Here is a 20180-nt window from a genome sequence, read left to right on the forward strand (position 1 = left end):
AATGCTCCTATTCGTTGATGCGACGGGCCAGGTTATTGGCGCTTTCGATCAGCACCCGGCGATAGTCGTTGTAATGGGTGATGGCATCGGCACGCGGGGCAACGATGCACAACGTCGCAATGCTGATGCCCTGCGCGTCCCGCACGGGGGCGGCAAAGCAATGGGTAAAGGTGTCAGCCACGCTGTCGAAGGAAAAGAAACCATCGAGGGTGGCCTGACGGATCTGTGCCAGGAACGTCTCCAGCGGCAAGCGCTGGCCGTCTGGCAGGATGAAGTCGTCGTGGTCGATCAGGTCGATAATCTGTTGGTCGCTCAGGTGCCCCAACAGCAAGCGGCCGGACGCCGTCCAGGGGATCGGCGCGTTTTCGCCGATGTCGGAGGAAATGCGAAAATGTCGCTCACCTTCGCGCATCAACGCCACCGTGTATTTGCGCCCGTTGAGCAGGCACATCTGCGCGGTTTCGCGGGTCTGGCTGACGATCTCCTGCAAGGCGTGGTCGGCCTCGCGGGTCAGGTCGAAGTGGCGTAAATGCGCCTGGCCGAGAAAATACAGCTGGCGGCCCAGGTAGACATGTCCATCCTTGCCCACGGTCTCCAGGATGCGCCGCTCAAGCAAGGATGCAACCAATTCGTAGACGGTGGACTTGGGGCTGCCAATGCCGTTGGCAATATCATTCGGACGCAGGGGCTGGCCGATTTCCTTGAGAAAATCGAGGATATCGAATGCACGGTCCAGGCCTTTGGCGCGGCGTTTGATGGTGTCTTCGGTCATGGCGGTGTCGGTCCGGTCAAAGGTGTGTGCTGCACGGTGATCCCCTGTGGGAGCGGGCTTGCCCGCGATGGCGGTGGTTCAGTTACCCATTGGCTGCCTGACACTCCGTTATCGCAGGCAAGCCAGCTCCCACACTGGACTTGCTGAGGTCTTAAGATCGCAGCATTTAGCCTTTTTTCTTGTAGGCCACGCAATCGATCTCCACCTTGCAATCGACCATCATATTGGCCTGTACACAGGCCCGCGCCGGGGCGTGTTCCGGGGTGAAGTATTCACCGAAGACCTTGTTGAAACTCCAGAAGTCCCGTGGGTCTTCCAGCCAAACACCGACGCGCACCACATCTTTGAGTTCGTAACCCGCCTCGTCAAGAATCGCCACCACATTGCGCATGGTCTGGCGGGTTTGTTCGACGATGCCGCCCGTGATGATTTCACCGTCCACCGCCGGCACTTGGCCGGAGACGTAGAGCCAACCGTCCGCTTCCACCGCACGTGCAAAAGGACGTGGCTGGCCGCCGCCGGCGGTGCTGCCGGTGCCGTAACGAGTAATGCTCATAGAAATAGCTCCTGATTAAAAACGAATGTTCTTCAAAAATTCCGCCAAACGTGGCGATTGCGGCCGTTCGAAGATGTCCTTCGAAGAACCCTGCTCTTCAATACGGCCCTGGTTCATGAATACGATCTTGTCCGAGACTTCGTAGGCAAAGCGCATTTCGTGGGTGACCAGCAACATGGTCATGCCCTCTTCCGCCAGGCCCTTGATAACACTGAGCACCTCACCCACCAGCTCCGGGTCGAGCGCCGAGGTGACCTCGTCGAACAGCATCAGGCTGGGGTTCATGGCGATGGCGCGGGCAATCGCCACCCGTTGCTGCTGACCACCGGACAACTGGCCGGGAAAGTGATTGCGCCGCTCCAGCAGGCCAACGCGGTCCAGCCATTTTTCAGCCAGCGCCACGGCTTCGTCCTTGCCCATCTTCTTGACCTTGAGCAGGCCCAGAGTAACGTTCTGCAAGGCGGTCAGGTGCGGAAACAAGTTGAACTGCTGGAACGCCATGCCGGTCATCGCGCGGTGCTGGGCAATCACCCGCTCCGGGTGACGCACGCGTTTGCCGGCGATTTCGCTGTAGCCGATGGATTCGCCATCCAGGGTGATCTGCCCACCCTGAAACTCTTCCAGCAGGTTGACGCAACGCAGCAGTGTGGTCTTGCCCGACCCGCTGGAGCCGATCAACGTCACCACGTTGCCGCGCTGCATGGACAGGTCGACGCCCTTGAGCACTTCCACCTGACCGTATTGTTTACGCAGGCCGCGGATGTTCAGAAGCGGTTGGTTGGTTTGAGGTTGGTTCATGGCAAGGCCACCCGCTTTTCAATGTAGCGCCCGAATAACTCGATGGCGTAGTTGATGACAAAGAACAGAAAACCCGCGAACAGGTAGAACTCCAGGGTCATGAAGGTGCGCGCAATCACTTGCTGGGTGCTGAGCAACAACTCGGCCACGCCAATCACCGAGAGCAAGGTCGAGGCCTTGACGATTTCCGTGGAGGAATTGACCCAGGTCGGCAAGATCTGGCGCAACGCCTGGGGCAACAGCACATAACCCAGGGACTGGTAGAACGTCAGGCCAATCGCCTTGCCCGCTTCCAGTTGCCCACGGGGAATAGCTTGCAGGGCACCGCGCACGATTTCCGACACATGGGAGCCGCAGAACAGCGTCAGCCCGACGGCACCTGCCTGGAACGCGGTGATCTGCCAGCCGAGCGCCGGCAGCATGTAGAAACACGCCAGCACCAGCACGAACACCGGTGTGCCACGGATCAGGTCGACATACAGGCGGAATGGCGCACGCATCCAGAATTTGCCGTAGGTCAGGATCAATCCGGCAACGATACCGATCAGGGTGCCGAAGATAATCGCCAGGGCCGACACATAAACACTGGCCTGAAAGCCCGCCCACAGGGTTTCCCGGGCGACCCACAACTCATGCAGCCAGCTTGGGGACTCGTACATGAAAGCCCTCCTTAACGACGGATCGCCAGACGCTGTTCCAGGTAGCGGAGCAGCATGGCAATGAGGTAACAGGCAGCCACGTAGAGCGCGGTCGTGACCAGCCAGGTTTCGATCACCCGGTAGCTTTCGACGTTGATCTTGCGGGCGTAATAGGTCAGCTCCGGTACCGCGATCGCGGCGGCCAGCGAGGTGTCCTTGAACAGCGAGATGAAGTTGTTCGACAGCGCAGGCAGCACGTTGCGCAGCATCACCGGCACAGTGATGTAGGCGCGAATCCGCCACTCACCCAGACCGATGGCCAAGCCGGCTTCACGCAAGCCCTTGGGAATATTCAACAGCCCGGCACGGAATACTTCGGTGAGGTAAGCACCGGCGTACAACGACAAGGTAATGATGAAGGACGGGATCTTATCCAGACGAATCCCGAGGCTGGGCAACGCAAAGTAGATCAACAGGATCAGCACGAGGATCGGTGTATTGCGGATCACCGTCACATACACCGAGGCCAACACGCGCAGCGCCCGGTGCCTGGACAGCATGGCAAACGCCATCATCAGGCCAATCACGCAACCGATGGCGATCGACAGCAGCGCCAGCTCCAGGCCCAGGCCGAGCCCCGCCAGCAAGCTGGGGAAGTCACGCCACACGGCGGCAAAGTTCAACTGATAGTTCATGGTCGGCAGTACCTGAATCGGGGCGCCAACTGCTGCGCCCCCGGTTTACACATCACTTGAATTCAACAGGGAAGCCAATCGCCGGCGACGGCAGATCAACACCGAACCATTTTTTGAACGACTCTTTGTAGGTCGGGAACTCCACACCGGTCATGGCTTCATGCAGCGCGGTGTTGACGAAGTTCAGCCAGTCCTGGTCGCCACGCTTGACGGCGCACGCATAGGTTTGCGGGCTCCAGGCGTAGACCGGGCTGCGGTAGCGGCCGGGGTTCTGCACCATCAGGTATTTGACCGAGGATTGGTCGGTGGCGGCGGCATCAGCGCGACCGGAGTTCACGGCCTGGTACATCAGGTCGACGCTGTCGTACTGGTCGACCTTGGCCTTGGGCAGCGCCTGGTGCACCAGTTCTTCGGCATACACGTTTTGCAGCACCGCCACCGTCACGCTGTCGCCCGCGGCCTGCAGGTCTTCAATCTCTTTGTACTTGCTGTTGTTCGGCAACAGCAGGCCCACGCCTTCACGGTAGTACGGCAAGGTAAAGGCAACCTGCTGGGCACGGCTGGCGGTGACGGTGATGAACTGGCAACTCATGTCGACCTTGTCGGTCAGCAGGTTGGGAATCCGGGCGTCGGAAGATTGCACCACAAACTCGACCTTGCTGGGGTCGTTGAACAACCCTTTGGCCACGATGCGGCCAATGTCGATATCAAAACCTTGCAACTTGCCATCCGCTCCCTGGAAGTGCCACGGCGCATTGGTACTGCCTGTACCCACGATGAGATGCCCACGCTTGAGCACATCATCGAGCTTGCTGTCCGCCGCCTGCACTTGGCTTGCGAGGGAAGCCGATGCGGCGAAGAGAAAAACACACGCTTTAAACACGGAAGGTCGGTGATGCATGACAAGCACTCCAGGAGTTGTGTATTCCGCTATACCGGAACTTAGTATGTAACAACGGAATAAACAGCAGAAAGTGTGCCACACGGAGTAACAGAAAAATATGGCTGGGATAAATGCGTTAAAAATCAAATCGATAACTACCCTGACGGTAGACAGCGAGATGCCAGCACCTGAAATCAGTTTGCTACCCAAGGCCTCACGTTGCGGTGACAGCGCTATTGAAGTGCGCCACAACGCTGTTACCCCGCACCCTTGCAGTGCGCAGCATCGTGGAAAAATCGCGGCGCTGGACTAGCCTCTGTTCAGGTTTACGATTCCTACACATAAGGAATCTGTTTTGATGAAAGTCTGTGTTGTTGTCGGGTTGCTGGCTTTGATGGCGACCTGTGAAGGTTGACAGTAGACGGGGGCGACATCCCTGCTTAGCGTTGGTAAAACACCGCAGCCGACAGGGAGATCACCATGGGGATTGCCAAAGACGTCATTGCCTGCAACGAGGATTATCAGTCCGTGCTGGCAGCGCACCCAACCGTTTTCATGCTGTTTATTTCGCAGACGTGCCCGGCGTGCGCGAGTGCCGTGAAGCTTTTTGAGCCCATCGCAGAAAACTACGACCCACTTGTGAAAAGCCTGGTGCTCGATACAGCCAAAACTCCCAGACTCCAACAAGTGACCGGCACGCCCACACTGGTGGTGCACACCGATGGCAAAATCAAGGAAGTACTTAAAGGGTTTGGCCCCTGGGAAACCCAGGAGCAAACACTCCAGGACCTGTTCAGCCGCTATGCGCAGCTGCAGGTTCCAGACGCACCTGCGTGACCCGTCGCTCCTCCACAGCTGCCACGGTCAGGCGCCAGCCTGCATGCTCCAGGCTATCGCCCACTACCGGCAGGCGATCCAGCAAACTCATGACCAGGCCGGCCAGCGTCTGGTAATCCTCAGTCGCCACCGCATTGAAGCCGGTGCGCTGACGAACCTGGCTCAGGGTCAACGCACCATTGGCGCGAAAGCCGCTGCCGTCCTCGACAATATCCGGACCTTCGATTTCACTGGCATCGGGCAACTCACCGGCGATGGACTCGAGAATATCGGTCATGCTCAACACGCCCATGAAATCGCCGAATTCATTGATCACGAACGCGATGTGGGTCGACTCCTGGCGCATCTGCTCCAGGGCGTTGAGGATCGAAAAACTCTCCAGCAGGTTGATCGCACGGCGTGCCAGGTGCTCCAGGTCCGGCTCGTTACCGGCCAGGTATTCCTTGAGCAGCTCCTTCTTATGCACGAAACCCAGCGGCTCATCCACGGCACCATTACGAATCAGCGGCAAGCGTGAATAGGATGAATGCATCAGTTTCAGGCGAATCGTCTCGGCGTCGTCCGCCAGATCAATGCAGTCGACCTTGGCTCGCGGCGTCATCAACGTGCGGATCGGTCGCTCGGCCAGTTGCAGCACGCCGCTGATCATCACGCGTTCACGTCGATCGAACAGCGGCCCCTGGTTGGCATCCGGCTCGCCGAGCAGGTCCGCCACCTCTTCACTCACCTCTTCCACCGCCAGGCTGCGGCCACCCAACAAACGCATCACCGCGTGAGCAGTACGCTCACGCACCGGCAACACGCCTTGCGCCGACTTCTTGCGGCGTGCCCGGGCGATCTGGTTGAACAGTTCGATCAAGATCGAGAAGCCAATCGCCGCATACAGGTAGCCCTTGGGAATATGGAAGCCCAGGCCTTCGGCGGTCAGGGCGAAACCGATCATCATCAAGAAGCCCAGGCACAGCATGATCACCGTCGGGTGGGCGTTGACGAAGCGGGTCAGCGGCTTGCTCGCCACAATCATCAGGCCGATGGACACGATCACCGCGATCATCATCACCGCCAGCTCATCCACCATGCCCACGGCGGTAATCACCGCATCGAGGGAGAACACCGCGTCGAGCACCACGATCTGCGCCACGATCGGCCAGAACATTGCATAGGCGACATTGCCCGAGCGTTGGGCCACATGACCTTCCAGGCGCTCGTGCAATTCCATGGTGGCCTTGAACAACAGGAACACACCACCAAACAGCATGATCAGGTCACGGCCGGAGAAGCTCTTGTCGAACACCTCGAACAGCGGCTGGGTGAGCGTCACCAGCCAGGAAATACTCGCCAGCAGGCCCAGGCGCATCAGCAACGCCAGGGACAGGCCGATCAACCGCGCACGGTCGCGCTGCTCCGGCGGCAGCTTGTCGGCCAGAATCGCGATAAACACCAGGTTGTCGATACCCAGCACCAGCTCCAGCACAATCAACGTCAACAGGCCGAGCCAGGCCGTGGGATCCGCTAACCATTCCATTTATAGAGTCTCGTTAAAATTTTCAGAATGCCGGGCACGGCAAGATGCGGTCGGTGGACCGGGACAAGGTTAGCAGGCGGAATACGGGGTGCTTCAGCGGGAACAGCGGCAGTGATTGTCTTGGAGAAAGACGACTGGGAGGCTCCGAGAGGGTGTTCATGCAAGTCCTGAAATGACAAAAGGACTTGAATCGTACAGTCGAAACACAAATTTCCTACAACGCAAAACTATTACAAAATCTGTAAGCCACGCACTCAATAGCCCTGCTGCCCCCTGTGGGAGCCGGGCTTGCCCGCGATGCAGGCGACTAGGTCCATCAGCCATACCGAGGCGATGCTATCGCAGGCAAGCCAGCTCCCACACAAGCCGGCTTCACATGTTTGACCGGGTTGAATCAGGACTTTCGGGTAGCGTCATCCAGCGCGAGGATGGTGTGGGCATTCGTCACCGTCGTTGCAAGGGTATTGATCACCCCCGAGCGCAACGCCCCCAAGGTCGCCGCCGCCTTGGTGTTCTCACTGGCAATCGCGACCACGTCCGGGATGCGGAACAGTTCCTGCACCGTCAAGCCGATCACTCGACCTTGAATGGCGTTGACCGCTGGCTGGCCATGAATATCGATGAAGTCATAACCCATCATGTCCCCCACGGTGCCGGACAACCGCGCCTGGGCGATTTCCTGGGGCGAGAACCAGCCCATGCGCACCATGTTGCTGTTCTCGCTCATGTCGCCAATACCAATCAACGCAATGTCCGCCCGCCGCGCACGATCCAGGGTCGAGCGCACGGTGTCGTTGTTGATCAACACGCCACGCAATTCCGGGTTGGCGACCAACGCCGGGGCGTACAGGCTTTCACTTTCGCCACCAAAGCGCAGGGCCAGGCGCCGACAGATATGGTCCGGGTTCATGTATTCGCCAGCCTTGAGCGAACCACCGATGGCGCACACAAATGTGCAGTTGCGCGTCACTGGCAGGAAGACGTTATCGGCCACCGCGCCGACGTTACGGCCCATGCCCACGGCGACGATCATGCCGTCGCTCAAGGTTTTGTTCAGGTAGTTGGCCACCAGGCTGGCCACGGCCGAGCGCTGGGTGTCGGGTTCGCTGTGGTCGACGGCGATCAGGGCGCGATCAAGCTTGAAGCGCTCCACCAGCGCCCGCTCCAGCTCATTGTTCATCGCCGGGTGCTGCAACACGCGCACCTCGACAATACCTTCATCCCGTGCACGCTTGAGCAAGCGGCTGACCTTCGCCCGTGACAAGTCGAAACGCTTGGCGATGGCTTCCTGAGTGACGTTCTCAAGGTAATAGAGCATCGCCACTTCGGTCATCTGATCGATATCGCTGGCAATGCGCTGGGTACTGTCACTCATGGGGACGGGCTTCCGTTTCGGCGTCAAAGGCGCATTCTCCCGGCTCTTGCCCCGTTTAGTCCACTACTGATGCCCATCGCGCTCGATCGCATTGATGCGCTCGACCTTGGCCCCGGAACGCGCCGCTTCGAACTCTGACTCCAGAAACGCCTTAACGATACTTTTGGCCAACTCCGCGCCGATCACCCGCGCACCAATGGACAGGATCTGCGCATCGTTGCTCTTGCGCGCACGCTCTGCCGAATAAGTGTCGTGGGCCTGAGCAGCCCGAATGCCCAGCACCTTGTTCGCTGAAATAGCCATGCCGATCCCAGTGCCACACACCAACACGCCCAAGCGTTGTTCACCCGCAGTAATGGCGTTGGCCACGGCCAGGGCAATGTCCGGGTAGAGCACCGGAGCGGTGGAATGGGTGCCGAAGTCAGTCACCGGATAACCCAGCGCCTCGATATGGCGTTTCAACAGCTCTTTGAGCTCAAAACCCGCTTCATCGCATCCGATAGCCACCGGGAAAGGTGTGTTCATGGCGTCTGGCTCCGCTGCCGTATTGATGCTTTTGACTGATCATATGATCATCAAGTGAAATTTAGCTCAGTCATTTCGCGTGCATTCACCCCTTCCTGTCAAGCGAGTTTTAGCTGACTCGCCAGTCAAAGCGCTCTAAAAAGCAGTCAATGACGCACAAAGTCAGATTTAAAGCTTTTCAATGAAAGAGATTGACTGATCAGAATTTCATTTGATACACATATGATCACAGCGAAACATGACTGTGCGACCTAATAAGAATTCACAGCACGAGGACACGCCGATGGCTACGCCATTACTGCTCCAGGCTGAACATGTCGCCAAGGCTTACGCCGGGGTACCCGCCCTGTGTGACGGGCGCCTTTCTCTGCGGGCCGGCAGCGTCCACGCCCTGTGTGGCGGCAATGGCGCCGGCAAGTCGACCTTCCTGAGCATCCTGATGGGCATCACTCAACGTGACGCCGGAACCATCCTGCTCAACGGCACACCCGTGCAGTTCAACCGCCCAAGCGAAGCACTGGCGGCTGGAATCGCGATGATCACCCAAGAGCTGGAACCCATCCCCTACATGACCGTCGCCGAAAATATCTGGCTGGGCCGCGAACCGCGCCACGCCGGATGCATCGTCGACAACAAGACCCTCAACCGCCGCACCCGCGAACTACTCGAAAACCTGGAATTCGACGTCGACGCCACCAGCCCGATGCACCGCCTGAGCGTGGCGCAGATTCAACTGGTGGAAATCGCCAAGGCGTTCAGCCATGACTGCCAGGTGATGATCATGGACGAACCCACCTCAGCCATCGGTGAACGCGAGGCCGAGACCCTGTTCAAGGCGATCCGTCGCTTGACCGCCCGTGGCGCCGGCATCGTGTATGTGTCCCACCGTCTGAGCGAACTGGCACAGATCGCCGACGACTTCAGCATCTTCCGCGATGGCGCCTTTGTGGAAAGCGGGCGCATGGCCGACATCGACCGCAATCATCTGGTGCGCGGCATCGTCGGCCAGGAGCTGACACGCATCGACCACAAGGTCGGCCGCGAATGCGCCGCCAACACCTGCCTGCAGGTCGACAACCTGAGCCGTACCGGCGAGTTTCACGACATCAGCCTGCAACTGCGCCAAGGCGAAATTCTCGGCATCTACGGATTGATGGGGTCCGGGCGCAGCGAATTCCTCAATTGCATTTACGGCCTCACCACACCGGATTCCGGCAGCGTGACCCTGCAAGGCAAACCCATGCCGGTCGGCCTGCCCAAGGCCACGATCAATGCCGGCATGTCCCTGGTCACCGAGGACCGCAAAGACAGCGGCCTGGTGCTGACCGGCAGCATTCTGTCCAACATTGCCCTGTCGGCCTACAAACGCCTGTCGAGTTGGTCGCTGATCAATGCGCGCAAGGAAACCCAACTGGCCCAGGACATGGTCAAGCGCCTGCAGATCAAGACCAGCTCCCTGGAATTGCCAGTGGCCTCCATGAGCGGCGGCAACCAACAGAAAGTGGTGCTCGCCAAATGCCTGTCCACCGAGCCAGTGTGCCTGCTCTGCGATGAACCGACCCGTGGTATCGACGAAGGGGCCAAGCAGGAGATCTACCACTTGCTCGACCAGTTCGTACGGGCCGGTGGCGCAGCCATCGTGGTGTCGTCGGAAGCCCCGGAACTGCTGCACCTGAGCGATCGCATCGCCGTATTCAAAGGCGGCAGGCTGGTGACCATCAGCACTGACACCGCCCTTTCCCAGGAAGCCTTGTTGAGTCTTGCCTCATGAATGCCAAAACCATTGCCACCCCTATTACAGCCGCACCGCGTAACCGCCTGCGCTTGTCACTTGACCGTTTCGGCCTGCCGCTCGTATTTATCCTGCTGTGCGTGGTGTTGGCGTTTTCCAGCGAGTACTTCATGACCTGGCGCAACTGGATGGACATCCTGCGCCAGACCTCCATCAACGGCATCCTCGCCGTGGGCATGACCTACGTGATCCTGACCAAGGGCATAGACCTGTCCGTCGGCTCGATCCTGGCCTTTGCCGGGCTGTGTAGCGCCATGGTTGCCACCCAAGGCTACGGCCTGCTCGCCGCCGTAAGCGCCGGGATGTTTGCCGGGGCGATGCTTGGCGTGGTGAACGGCTTCATGGTTGCCAACCTGTCGATCCCGCCGTTCGTGGCCACCCTGGGCATGCTCAGTGTGGCGCGAGGCATGACGTTTATCCTCAACGACGGCAGCCCGATCACCGACCTGCCCGACGCTTACCTGGCCCTGGGCATCGGCAAGATCGGCCCGATTGGCGTGCCGATCATCATCTTCGCCTTGGTCGCGCTGATCTTCTGGATGGTGCTGCGCTACACCACGTATGGCCGCTATGTGTACGCGGTGGGCGGCAATGAAAAGAGCGCGCGCACCTCCGGCATTGGCGTGCGCAAGGTGATGTTTTCGGTGTACGTGGTCTCGGGCCTGCTCGCCGGGCTGGCCGGCGTGGTGTTGTCAGCACGCACCACGTCTGCCCTGCCCCAGGCCGGGGTGTCCTACGAACTGGACGCGATCGCCGCCGTGGTGATCGGCGGCACAAGCCTGTCAGGCGGCACCGGCAGCATTGTCGGTACGCTGTTTGGGGCGCTGCTGATCGGCGTGATCAACAACGGGTTGAACCTGCTCGGCGTGTCCTCCTATTACCAGCAGGTCGCCAAGGGCCTGATCATCGTATTCGCAGTACTGATTGACGTGTGGCGCAAGAAAAAACGCTAGAGAACGACCTACAACAATAACTGGAGTTCTACTCATGAAACTTGGTACCACCTTGGCCGCCGTGGCGGCCCTCTCCCTGCTCGCCAGCAGTATCACCCTGGCCGCCGATGGCAAGACCTACAAGATCGGTGCGGCGGTCTACGGCCTCAAGGGCCAGTTCATGCAGAACTGGGTCCGCGAGTTGAAGGAGCACCCGGCGGTCAAGGACGGCACCGTGCAGTTGACCGTATTCGACGGCAACTACGACGCCCTGACCCAGAACAACCAGATCGAAAACATGGTGACCCAGCATTACGACGCCATCCTGTTCGTGCCAATCGACACCAAGGCTGGTGTCGGCACGGTCAAGCAAGCCATGAGCAACGATGTGGTGGTCATCGCCTCCAATACGAAAGTAGCCGATGCCGCCGTGCCTTATGTGGGTAACGACGATGTGGAAGGTGGCCGCCTACAGGCCCAGGCCATGGTCGACAAGCTCAGCGGCAAGGGCAACGTGGTGATCATCCAGGGACCGATTGGCCAGTCGGCACAGATCGACCGGGAAAAAGGCGAACTGGAAGTGCTCAGCAAACACCCCGACATCAAGATCATCGAGAAAAAGACCGCCAACTGGGACCGCGCCCAGGCCCTGGCACTGACCGAAGACTGGCTGAACGCTCACCCTAAAGGCATCAACGGTGTGATCGCGCAGAACGACGACATGGCCCTGGGGGCCGTGCAGGCGCTGAAGTCTCACGGCTTGACCTCCAAGGACGTGCCCGTCACGTCCATTGATGGCATGCCGGATGCAATCCAGGCGGCAAAGAGAGACGAAGTCACCACCTTCCTCCAGGACGCCCAGGCCCAGTCCCAAGGTGCGCTGGATGTGGCGCTGCGCAAACTCGCCGGGGATGACTACAAGCCTCGCTCGGTGATCTGGGAGCGGTATGCCAAGGATGTGAAATGGGGTGATGGCACGGCCAAGAACTACATCCTGCCTTGGGTGCCGGTGACTAACGCGAATGCTGATGCGCTGTACCAGCAAGTCAGCGGTTCCAAGTAGTACACGATCAAAATGTGGGAGCTGGCTTGCCTGCGATGCAGACACCTCAGTGTGTCAGTTACAACCTGTTGATGCCATCGCAGGCAAGCCAGCTCCCACATTGGATCTTCAGCGCTTTTGAAAATTGGAGTCATGCATGTCTGGATTCTGGAACCAAGCCTTCGACCTCACCGGCCGCTGCGCGGTGATCACTGGCGGCGCCGCCGGCATCGGCCTGGCCTGTGCCACTCTGCTGGCCGAACGTGGCGCCCGCGTGGCCCTGCTCGACCGCGACCCGGCGGTGGTGCAAGTTGCCACCCGCCTGGGCACCGGGCATCTGGGCATTGCCGTCGACCTCAGTCAAATCAGCCAGGTGCAACACACCATCGACCAGGTGTTCGAACACTTCCAACGCCTGGATTACCTGATCAACAGTGCCGGCATCGTCCTCTTGGACAAAGCCATAAATGTCAGCGAAAGCGCCTGGGACAGCACCCTGGACATCAACCTGAAAGCCAGTTTTTTCGTGGCCCAAGCCTGCGCCAGGCACATGCTCGCCCAAGGCGGTGGGCGCATCGTGAACCTCGCCTCCCAGGCTGCCGTGATCGGCCTGGACCGCCACGTCGCCTATTGCGCGAGCAAGGCGGCCATCGTCGGCATGACCAAGGTATTGGCCATGGAATGGGCACCGCAGATCAACGTCAACGCCATCTCCCCCACCATCGTCGAGACCGCCCTGGGCAAGAAAGCCTGGGCCGGTGAAGTGGGTGAGCGGGCCAAATCACAGATCCCGGCGGGCCGTTTTGCCCAGCCGGAAGAAGTCGCCGGGCTGGCGTTGTACCTGCTCAGCGACGCCGCGCAGATGATTACCGGCGCCAACATGATGATCGACGGCGGCTACAGCATTCAGTGATTCATTCTTTTATCGTGAGGTTTTGTCATGTCCACGGTTACCGAACGCACCCTCGAACAACTGTCACCCGTCATCCCGAAAACCATGCAGGCCGTGGTCTGCCATGGCCCGGAAGACTATCGCCTGGAAACCGTCGACGTGCCTACGCCCGGCCCCGACGAGATCCTCACCAAGGTTGAGCTGTGTGGCATTTGCATGGGTGACATCAAGACCTATCGCGGCGCGCCGTCGTTCTGGGGGGATGCCGAGCAACCGCGCTACGTCAAGCCGCCGATGATTCCCGGGCATGAGTTTGTCTGCCGGGTGGTGGCCCTAGGCCCAGGTGCAGAAAAACGTGGCGTGACAATCGGCGACCGGGTGATCTCTGAACAGATCGTGCCATGCTGGGGCTGCCGCTTCTGCAATCACGGCCAGTACTGGATGTGCCAGAAGCATGACCTCTACGGTTTCCAGAACAATGTCCAGGGTGCCATGGCCCAGTACATGATCTTCACCAAGGAAGGCATCATCCACAAAGTACCGGAGTCCATCGCGCCCGATGAAGCGATCCTGATCGAACCGCTGGCCTGCTCGCTGCATGCCGCCGAGCGCGCCAATGTCGATCACGACGACGTTGTGGTGGTGGCCGGCGCCGGTACGCTGGGCCTGGGCATCATCGGTGCCGTGCGCCTGCGCAACCCGAAAAAGCTCATCGTGCTGGACATGAAGCCCGAGCGCGCCGCCCTCGCCCTGCGCATGGGTGCCGACGAAGTGTGGAACCCGGCCGAGGTCGACGTGCTGGCAAAGATTCGCGAGATCACCGACGGCTACGGCTGTGACATTTACATCGAGGCCACCGGGCACCACAAGGCCGTCAATCAGGGCCTGGCGATGCTGCGCAAGCTGGGGCGCTTCGTCGAATTCAGCGTATTCAATGATGAGGCCACGGTCGATTGGTCGATCATCGGCGACCGCAAGGAACTGGACATACTCGGCTCACACCTGGGGCCTTACATGTACCCGCGCGCCATCGACTTTATCGGCAACCGCAAGATCGACATGCGTGATGTGGTGACCCACAAGTTTGCGCTGGCGGACTTCAAGGAAGCGTTTGCGGTGATGGAGCGTGGGGACAAGTCGCTCAAGGTTGTGCTCCAACCCTGACCCTGTGGGAGCCGGGCTTGCCCGCGCATGCACCCACTGACACACCGCCATCGCAGGCAAGCCAGCTCCCACACTTGAAATGTGTTGCTCTCAAGAACAAAAACACAGGAACCCGCGTTATGAATCGAGTCATCAACGATCCGGACCAAGTGGTCGAGGACATGCTGCGCGGCATCCTGGTCGCGCACCCCGAGTTGCGCCAGTACGAAACCAACCCAAGGGTCATCACCAAAGCCAAACCCTCCGGCCAGGGCCGCGTGGGCATTGTCACCGGTGGCGGCTCGGGGCATGAGCCGGCCTTTCTCGGCTACGTCGGCCCGGGCCTGGTGGATGCGGTGGCCGTCGGCGAGATATTCTCCTCGCCCACCGCCAAGAGTTTTTTCGATGCTTTCCGCGCCGCCGACCATGGCGCGGGCGTGGCCTGCCTATACGGCAACTATGCCGGCGACAACATGAACGTAAAGCTGGCGATGAAAATGGCCGCCAGCAAGGACATGCGCATCCGCACCGTGGTCGCCAACGATGATGTGGCCTCCGCACCCAAGGCCGATATCGCCAAGCGGCGCGGCGTGGCCGGGGAAATCTTCATGTGGAAAATCGGCGGTGCCGCTGCCGCCCAACACTACGACCTCGATGGGGTGATTCGCGTCGCCCAGAAAACCGTCGACCATTGCCGTTCGATCGGCATTGGCCTCACGCCCTGCACCATTGCGGCGGTGGGCAAACCGAACTTCCAGATCCCCGACGGCCAGATGGAACTGGGCATCGGCCACCACGGCGAGCCGGGCATCGAAGTGATCGCCATCGAACCTGCCGCCGCCATGGCCGAGCGCATGCTCGCCCCCATCCTTGCCGACCGCGATTTCAACCAGGATGACAGTGTGGTGGTACTGGTCTCGGGCCTGGGCGCTACGCCCGTGATGGAGTTGTATGTGTTCTACGCCGAAGTGGAACGCCAACTCACCGCCAAGGGTTTGAAGATTCACCGTTGCTACGTCGGCAACTACTTCACCTCGCTGGAAATGATGGGCGTGACCCTGACCCTGCTCGGCCTGGACGCGGAGCTGAAAACCCTGATCGACCACCCCTGCCGTTCCATCGGCATGACCCAGGCGGAGTGAACCATGAGCCAACATTTTTCCACCCACGACGGCAGCGCCATTGTTGCCGACCTGGTCAGCGTGATTGTGGCCAACCGTGAATACTTGAGCGAAGTCGACGGCGCCATCGGAGATGGCGACCACGGCATCAACATGGCCAAGGGGTTCGCTCACTGCGGGCGCACCCTCGAAGGCCGTCAACTGACCCTGGCCGAAGCCCTGGATGAACTGACCCTGAGCCTGATGGAAGGCATTGGCGGTTCCATGGGACCGCTGTATGGCAGCCTGTTTATCGGCATGGCCGATGAAGTGCGCAACAGCGAGGACATTGACGCCGCCACCTTCGCCCACTTGCTGCGCGGAGGCTTGACCTCGTTGCAGGACATCACCGAGGCGGGCGTAGGCGACAAGTGCTTGATGGACACCCTGATCCCGGCGGTCGAGGCCTTTGAAGGTGCGCATGCCGGCGGCGCTTCCTTCCATGATGCACTGGAGGCGATGAAAACCGCCGCATCACAGGGGCGCGACTCGACCAAGGACTTGGTGGCGAAAATCGGCCGCGCCAGCCGCCTGGGCGAGCGCTCCCTCGGCGTACTGGATGCCGGGGCAGTATCGTGCTGCCTGATTCTTACGCGATTGGCGGATTCGGTGCAGCCGCGACTGACGGCTTGACCTGCTGGATATACCGCACCACGGCCGGCGCTTTCTCGAAGCGCCGGTGAATCAGCGACAGCCACGATGACGCCTCGCAGCCCTGAATCGTGCGGTACACCACGCCCGGCAAACTCACATGACCCACCATCGAGGCAGGCACCACGGCCACGCCCTGCCCCAATGACACCAGCGCCACCACCGCGACCAGCCCGCCCGGCTGTGGCCCCAAGCGGGGTGCATAGCCGCCTTGCGCCGCCACGTGCAGGGTGCCGCTGATCTGCTCCGGCAGGATGAAGGTCTCGTTTTGCAGGTGCTCACAGCCGATGGCTTTCAACCCGAGCAGCCAGGAGTCCTGCGGCAGCGCGAGCACAAAGCCTTCACTGTCCAGGCGCACAGCCTCCACCCCATCGGGCAAGGTCATCGGTGAGCGGATATAGCCGATATCACAACGCCCGTCCGCGACCGCGCTGGCCAACGTGGTCATCGCACATTCGCGCACGTTCACACTCACGTCGGGAAACGCCTGGCTGAACCCCTGCATTTGCCGTTGCAGCAATCCGCAATACAGCGCTGAAGCCACGTAGCCCAACTCGATATGCCCGATCTCCCCACGCCCGGCGCGTTGAGCATTGCGCTGGGCGAACTCGAACTGGCGCACAGTGGCTTCGGCTTCGATCAGCAAGGCGGCGCCTGCTTCGGTGAGGCTGACTTGTCGTTGTTGGCGGACGAACAAACGTGTACCCAGGCTGTTTTCCATATCCTGGATCTGTCGACTGAGCGTCGGCGGCGCGACGCCCAACTGCTCGGCTGCACGGGTGAAGTTGCGCTGCCGGGCAACGGCCAGAAAGTAGCGGAAATGGCGTATTTCCATAACAGGATTAGCTCAAAGGTAATGAAGTGCCGAGTCACGCCTAACGAGGGTCGCAGGCACTGGGGATAAGCTGTCGATGCGCTAACAGTAGAGAGGCTTTCCCATGTCCGTCAAATCCTTGAGCCTGGAACTCGCCAGCCTTTTTTTCCTTCCCATGGTCATGGCAGCGGAGCCACCGGCCAGCGTTGCTCACAAAGCAATCCTCGCTGCCCAGGCCCGCAAGATCGCCAGCGAACACGGCTGGCCCTGCGCCCTGGCGGCAGTAGCCGTGGTGCAACCATGAGCACGGTCAGCCCACGCTTGACGTTGTTGACCGCCTCCGGGGTGTGCTCACTGATTGTGCTCGATACCAATATCGTCGCCGTGACCCTGCCGAGTATTGCCCGCGACCTGGGGGCGAATTTCGCCGATATCGAGTGGGTGGTCAGCGCCTATATGCTGGCGTTCGCAGCCTTGTTGCTACCGGCCGGCAGCATTGCCGATCGCTTCGGTCGCAAGAAATCGCTGATCTGGGGGTTGAGCATTTTCATCCTGGCGTCCCTTGGCTGTGGCGTTGCACCCAATGCGTTGTTTCTCGATATCGCCCGTGCCGTCAAAGGCGTTGGCGCAGCGCTGCTACTAACCTCGGCGCTCGCCTCCATCGGCCACACCTTCCACGATGAAGTGGAGCGTGCCAAGGCGTGGGCGTTCTGGGGCGCGTGCATGGGTGTGGCGATGACCGCCGCGCCGACCTTGGGCGGCTTGATCACCCAATACCTGGGTTGGCGCTGGATCTTCTATCTCAACCTGCCCGTGGGCCTGGCCCTGATGAGCCTGGTGCTGCGCGCGATTCCAGAATCCCGCGATGCCCAGTCAGCGCGCCTCGACCCCTGGGGCAGCCTGGCGTTCAGCGCAAGCTTGCTGTGCCTGATCTGGGGCCTGATCGAGGCCAACCGCATCGGCTGGGACAACCCGCTGACTTACGCTCGCCTGATCGGCGGCGCGCTGTTGCTGGGCGTGTTCGTGTTTGTCGAGCGTGTGCAACAACGGCCCATGGTGGATTTACAACTGTTGCGCCACCCACGCTTTATCGGCGCCCTGCTGGGGATGTTCGCCTACGCCGGTTGTGCCCAGGTGATGATGACGCTGTTGCCGTTCTATCTGCAAAACGGCCTGGGCTTTTCCGCGATTGCCTCGGGGCTGGGCATGCTGCCGTTTGCCTTGACCCTGTTGATCTGCCCACGGATCGGCGCCCGACTGGCGGGACGCTTTGCCCCCGCGACGATGATGGCCACCGGCTTGATCCTGGTGGGCTGCGGCAACTTGCTGAGTGCCTGGGCCGTGAACATCGGCGGCTACCTGCCCTTCGCCCTGGCGATTGCGGTCACGGGTGCCGGTGCGGGACTGCTCAATGGCGATACGCAAAAGAACATCATGGCCTGTGTGCCACGGGATCGTGCCGGGATGGCTTCGGGCATGAGTACCACCATGCGTTTCAGCGCGATCATGCTGGCTATCGGCGTGTATGGCGCGTTGTTGAGCAGCCATAGCGAGCAATTGCTCAGCGCGAGCCTTGATGTGCAGTGGCAACCTCAGGTGGTGGGTATTGCGTCACGCGTGGTGGCTGGGGATATGCCGGCGGCAATGGGGTTGTTGCCGGAGCCGGCACGCGCGGCCGTGCAACCGCTGGCGCGACAGGCGTTTGTGGGTGGGTTCGGCGGCGTGTTGTGGGTGGCGGGGTTGTTGGGATTGCTCGGGGCGTTGGTAGTGGGGATGTTGATGCGTAATCCCATACCCTTGACGCAACAGTCCTCCGTACTGACGCAAAACTAAATGTGGGAGCGGGCTTGCCCGCGATGGCGGTCGCTCAGTCAATATATGCATCGACTGGTACACCGATATCGCGGGCAAGCCCGCTCCCACAGGGAGTCACCTACATCTTTCGAATCGGGCTTACCAGAACCGCTGCTGGGTCAACCGGCTCCACCAGGTCAGCAACACGCGGTCAACCGAGCCGCTGGCCGCCAGCCCCACACGCTCCTGCAGGCTCTTGCGCTCGGCATAGTGCAGGTGGAACACCTCGGCGGTCTTGGCCTTGGTGGCCAGGTATTCGTCGCTGGTTTGCAGCTCGTCGACCAGTTGTTTGTCGAGGGCTGCAACACCCAGCCAGACTTCTCCGGTGGCCACTTCATCGATCGCCAGCTGTGGGCGGTAACGGGAGACGAAGTTCTTGAACAACTGATGGGTGATGTCCAGGTCTTCCTGGAACTTCTCGCGGCCCTTCTCAGTGTTTTCGCCAAACACCGTCAAGGTGCGCTTGTACTCACCCGCGGTGAGGACTTCGAAGTCGATGTCGTGCTTCTTCAGCAAGCGATTGACGTTGGGCAACTGCGCCACGACGCCGATGGAACCCAGGATGGCGAACGGTGCACTGATGATCTTCTCGCCAATGCACGCCATCATGTAGCCGCCGCTGGCTGCCACCTTGTCGATGCACACGGTCAACGGCACGCCCGCCTGACGGATACGCGCCAGTTGCGAGGAGGCCAAGCCATAGCTGTGCACCATGCCGCCACCGCTTTCCAGGCGCAGCACCACTTCATCCTTGGGCGTGGCCAGGCTCAGCAGTGCCGTGATTTCATGGCGCAGGCTCTCGGTGGCCGAGGCTTTGATGTCGCCGTCGAAATCCAGCACGAACACCCGCGGCTTGGCCTCGGGTTTCTTCTTGCTGTTTTTCTTTTCGGTTTTGCTTTCGGATTTGCGCAGCGCCTTGAGCTGGTCCTTGTCGAGCAGGCTCGACTCCAGGCGCTCACGCAGGCCCTTGTAGAAATCATTGAGCTTGCTGACCTGCAATTGGCCAGCGGATTTGCGACGGCCTTTGCTGCGCAGGGCCGCGAAGCTGATCAGTACCACCAGAATAGCGACCACCAGGGTGACGGTCTTCGCTAGAAAGCTCGCATATTCAGCCAAAAAATCCATGTGTCCCCTTACAGATGCAGTGCGCCAGGCGCGGATCGCCCAAGCATACCGGCGGCACAGCCTTCGAGCCAGTCATCAAACAGCCAGCAAGCGGGCTCTAATGAGCTTTTAAAACAAGCGTATGTTTTTTCATTGACAGCTCGCAGGCATCCTCATAACCTCGCCAGACTT

The 20180-nt window shown here is 60.3% G+C and carries 21 protein-coding genes; 10 read left to right on the top strand and 11 right to left on the bottom strand.

The window, feature by feature from the left end; all coding sequences use genetic code 11:
- Nucleotides 1-7 precede the first annotated feature (7 nt).
- The 6 genes from AC07V4_RS16820 to AC07V4_RS16845 all read right to left on the bottom strand — a co-directional run bounded on the left by AC07V4_RS16820 (nt 8) and on the right by AC07V4_RS16845 (nt 4360).
- Nucleotides 8-772: an IclR family transcriptional regulator gene (locus AC07V4_RS16820; RefSeq protein WP_492637538.1), complete on the bottom strand. Its 765-nt coding sequence runs from the start codon at nt 770-772 to the stop codon at nt 8-10.
- A gap of 166 nt (nt 773-938) precedes the next feature.
- Complete coding sequence (locus tag AC07V4_RS16825; protein WP_492637539.1) at nt 939-1328, bottom strand: RidA family protein; 390 nt, start codon at nt 1326-1328, stop codon at nt 939-941.
- A 15-nt stretch (nt 1329-1343) separates the two neighbouring features.
- On the bottom strand, nt 1344-2126 hold the full coding sequence (locus AC07V4_RS16830; RefSeq protein WP_034104500.1) for an amino acid ABC transporter ATP-binding protein: 783 nt from the start codon (nt 2124-2126) through the stop codon (nt 1344-1346).
- The gene (locus AC07V4_RS16835; protein ID WP_431751362.1) at nt 2123-2785 is read right to left on the bottom strand and encodes an amino acid ABC transporter permease; all 663 of its coding nucleotides are present in this window, start codon (nt 2783-2785) and stop codon (nt 2123-2125) included. The genes AC07V4_RS16830 and AC07V4_RS16835 overlap by 4 nt, the downstream gene beginning before the upstream one ends.
- A gap of 11 nt (nt 2786-2796) precedes the next feature.
- The gene (locus AC07V4_RS16840) at nt 2797-3459 is read right to left on the bottom strand and encodes an amino acid ABC transporter permease (RefSeq protein WP_431751363.1); all 663 of its coding nucleotides are present in this window, start codon (nt 3457-3459) and stop codon (nt 2797-2799) included.
- A gap of 52 nt (nt 3460-3511) precedes the next feature.
- Nucleotides 3512-4360, bottom strand: a complete 849-nt coding sequence (locus tag AC07V4_RS16845) for a transporter substrate-binding protein (protein WP_431751364.1) — start codon at nt 4358-4360, stop codon at nt 3512-3514.
- Nucleotides 4361-4822: 462 nt separating this feature from the next.
- On the opposite strand from AC07V4_RS16845, the gene AC07V4_RS16850 reads away from it, so the two are divergent.
- A complete protein-coding gene (locus AC07V4_RS16850) occupies nt 4823-5179 on the top strand; it encodes a thioredoxin domain-containing protein (RefSeq protein ID WP_492637540.1) in 357 nt (118 codons plus the stop codon).
- Here AC07V4_RS16850 and AC07V4_RS16855 read toward each other — a convergent pair.
- From AC07V4_RS16855 to rpiB, 3 genes are all read right to left on the bottom strand, one after another.
- Complete coding sequence (locus tag AC07V4_RS16855; RefSeq protein WP_492637541.1) at nt 5136-6704, bottom strand: TerC family protein; 1569 nt, start codon at nt 6702-6704, stop codon at nt 5136-5138. The two genes, AC07V4_RS16850 and AC07V4_RS16855, sit on opposite strands and share 44 nt — an antisense overlap.
- A 394-nt stretch (nt 6705-7098) precedes the next feature.
- Nucleotides 7099-8079: a sugar-binding transcriptional regulator gene (locus tag AC07V4_RS16860; RefSeq protein ID WP_017135920.1), complete on the bottom strand. Its 981-nt coding sequence runs from the start codon at nt 8077-8079 to the stop codon at nt 7099-7101.
- A gap of 63 nt (nt 8080-8142) precedes the next feature.
- Nucleotides 8143-8604 carry a ribose 5-phosphate isomerase B gene (gene rpiB, locus AC07V4_RS16865; protein WP_431749469.1) on the bottom strand — a complete coding sequence of 154 codons (462 nt, stop codon included), beginning with the start codon at nt 8602-8604 and terminating at the stop codon, nt 8143-8145.
- 283 nt (nt 8605-8887) lie between these two features.
- On the opposite strand from rpiB, the gene AC07V4_RS16870 reads away from it, so the two are divergent.
- From AC07V4_RS16870 to dhaL, 7 genes are all read left to right on the top strand, one after another.
- Nucleotides 8888-10375, top strand: coding sequence for a sugar ABC transporter ATP-binding protein (locus tag AC07V4_RS16870; RefSeq protein ID WP_492637542.1), 1488 nt, complete (start codon nt 8888-8890; stop codon nt 10373-10375).
- The gene (locus tag AC07V4_RS16875) at nt 10372-11349 is read left to right on the top strand and encodes an ABC transporter permease (RefSeq protein WP_492637543.1); all 978 of its coding nucleotides are present in this window, start codon (nt 10372-10374) and stop codon (nt 11347-11349) included. Before AC07V4_RS16870 ends, AC07V4_RS16875 begins: the two co-directional genes overlap by 4 nt.
- Before the next feature lie 34 nt (nt 11350-11383).
- A complete protein-coding gene (locus AC07V4_RS16880; RefSeq protein ID WP_492637544.1) occupies nt 11384-12391 on the top strand; it encodes a substrate-binding domain-containing protein in 1008 nt (335 codons plus the stop codon).
- Nucleotides 12392-12527: 136 nt separating this feature from the next.
- Nucleotides 12528-13283 carry an SDR family oxidoreductase gene (locus tag AC07V4_RS16885; protein WP_492637545.1) on the top strand — a complete coding sequence of 252 codons (756 nt, stop codon included), beginning with the start codon at nt 12528-12530 and terminating at the stop codon, nt 13281-13283.
- 27 nt (nt 13284-13310) lie between these two features.
- Nucleotides 13311-14426 carry an MDR/zinc-dependent alcohol dehydrogenase-like family protein gene (locus AC07V4_RS16890; RefSeq protein ID WP_492637546.1) on the top strand — a complete coding sequence of 372 codons (1116 nt, stop codon included), beginning with the start codon at nt 13311-13313 and terminating at the stop codon, nt 14424-14426.
- Nucleotides 14427-14545: 119 nt separating this feature from the next.
- Entirely contained in the window at nt 14546-15547 is a 1002-nt protein-coding gene (locus tag AC07V4_RS16895; RefSeq protein ID WP_431751489.1) for a dihydroxyacetone kinase subunit DhaK, read from the top strand.
- 3 nt (nt 15548-15550) lie between these two features.
- Entirely contained in the window at nt 15551-16198 is a 648-nt protein-coding gene (gene dhaL / locus AC07V4_RS16900) for a dihydroxyacetone kinase subunit DhaL (RefSeq protein ID WP_431751490.1), read from the top strand.
- Here dhaL and AC07V4_RS16905 read toward each other — a convergent pair.
- A complete protein-coding gene (locus tag AC07V4_RS16905) occupies nt 16155-17051 on the bottom strand; it encodes a LysR family transcriptional regulator (RefSeq protein ID WP_431751491.1) in 897 nt (298 codons plus the stop codon). The genes dhaL and AC07V4_RS16905 overlap by 44 nt on opposite strands.
- Nucleotides 17052-17154: 103 nt before the next feature.
- Here AC07V4_RS16905 and AC07V4_RS16910 point away from each other — a divergent pair, with 103 nt between their 5' ends.
- Nucleotides 17155-17334, top strand: a complete 180-nt coding sequence (locus AC07V4_RS16910; RefSeq protein WP_492637547.1) for a hypothetical protein — start codon at nt 17155-17157, stop codon at nt 17332-17334.
- Nucleotides 17331-18863: an MFS transporter gene (locus AC07V4_RS16915; protein ID WP_492637548.1), complete on the top strand. Its 1533-nt coding sequence runs from the start codon at nt 17331-17333 to the stop codon at nt 18861-18863. Before AC07V4_RS16910 ends, AC07V4_RS16915 begins: the two co-directional genes overlap by 4 nt.
- 120 nt (nt 18864-18983) lie before the next feature.
- On the opposite strand, the gene sohB is transcribed toward AC07V4_RS16915, so the two are convergent.
- Complete coding sequence (gene sohB, locus AC07V4_RS16920) at nt 18984-20009, bottom strand: protease SohB (RefSeq protein ID WP_083357982.1); 1026 nt, start codon at nt 20007-20009, stop codon at nt 18984-18986.
- Nucleotides 20010-20180 lie beyond the last annotated feature (171 nt).

Source organism: Pseudomonas sp. GW821-FHT03A09 (assembly GCF_059421065.1).